This is a genomic window from Staphylococcus sp. EG-SA-2 (genome assembly GCF_017152085.1).
This window is the reverse complement of sequence record NZ_JACYHC010000869.1, coordinates 1-1,104: the sequence shown is the minus strand read 5'-3', so window position 1 is coordinate 1,104 and position 1,104 is coordinate 1. Positions and strand designations below refer to the sequence as shown.

At 35.7% G+C, this 1,104-nt stretch carries 2 protein-coding genes; both read left to right on the top strand.

What is annotated here, in order from left to right; genetic code table 11:
- Positions 1 to 193, top strand: a 193-nt coding sequence (locus tag IDG60_RS27635) for an energy-coupling factor transporter transmembrane component T family protein (RefSeq protein ID WP_206160889.1), incomplete at its 5' end; no start/stop codon positions are given.
- 4 nt (positions 194 to 197) lie between these two features.
- Entirely contained in the window at positions 198 to 1,001 is an 804-nt protein-coding gene (gene truA, locus IDG60_RS27630; protein ID WP_001221853.1) for a tRNA pseudouridine(38-40) synthase TruA, read from the top strand.
- Positions 1,002 to 1,104: the final 103 nt, after the last annotated feature.

Genomic DNA, 1,104 nt, shown 5'->3' with positions numbered 1-1,104 from the left:
AGTGCCACTATTCATCTCAGCTTTCCAACGCGCCGAAGAATTAGCGGTCGCAATGGAAGTTAGGGGTTATGATGCCAATGTTAAGAGAACGAGCTACAGACAGCTTAAATGGCAATTGAGAGATACGATATCTTTAACCATGATTATCCCAATTGCAATTATTTTATTCGTATTAAAATATTCAGGAGTGTAAATTCATGCGTATATTAGTAGAAATTGCGTATCAAGGAAATAATTTTCTAGGCTTTCAAATTCAACAGAATGGACGTACGGTACAGCAACAATTTGAAAAGCTATTACAACGCATGCATAAAAGACATGTGAGAATCCATCCTTCAAGTAGGACTGATAGAGGTGTACATGCGATACAGCAGTACTTTCATTTCGACACAGAGCTGAATATACCTATGTCACAATGGCAATATGCAATGAACCGAACGTTACCAGATGATATTTATGTCAATAATGTAGTTACAGTCGATGACGATTTTCATTGTCGTTACGATTGTGTCGGTAAACGCTATCGATATAAAGTATATCAAGCACAACACCGCGATCCATTTCAAAGTGGTTTGAAAACATTTATTCCTGAAACGTTGGATTTAGACAAAATGAACAGAGCGGCGCAACAATTCATAGGTACACATGATTTTACGGGGTTTTGTTCGCAAAAAACTGAAGTAGAAAGCAAAGTTAGAACATTATACCAAAGTGAAATCGTAAAGACAGATGATGGCTTTGATTATATTGTCACTGGATCTGGATTTTTATATAACATGGTGCGTGTCTTAGTTGCATTTTTAATAGAAGTTGGAAAAGGGCGACATGAAATTTCTGATGTGCCGAAGCTACTTGAATCAAAGAATCGTAAGAATGTTCCTTTCACTGCACCGGCTGAAGGACTATATTTAGAGAAGATTTATTTAGATGAAAATGAGTTATTAAAAGACTTTGGCAACGATATAAAAATACATCGCAAAAAATCATTACAAAATGACTGATTGCCATTGACAAAAAGCTTGTGAAATTATAAGATTATTAACGGTATTGTTTTATATCCACCCCACGATAAGCCCCGGAAACTTATTGTGTTACAAGATATAT

What these genes read in the sequence shown, in the direction of transcription:
- truA (WP_001221853.1), top strand. Translation starts at nt 198, where the DNA reads ATGCGTATATTAGTAGAAATTGCGTATCAAGGAAATAATTTTCTAGGC.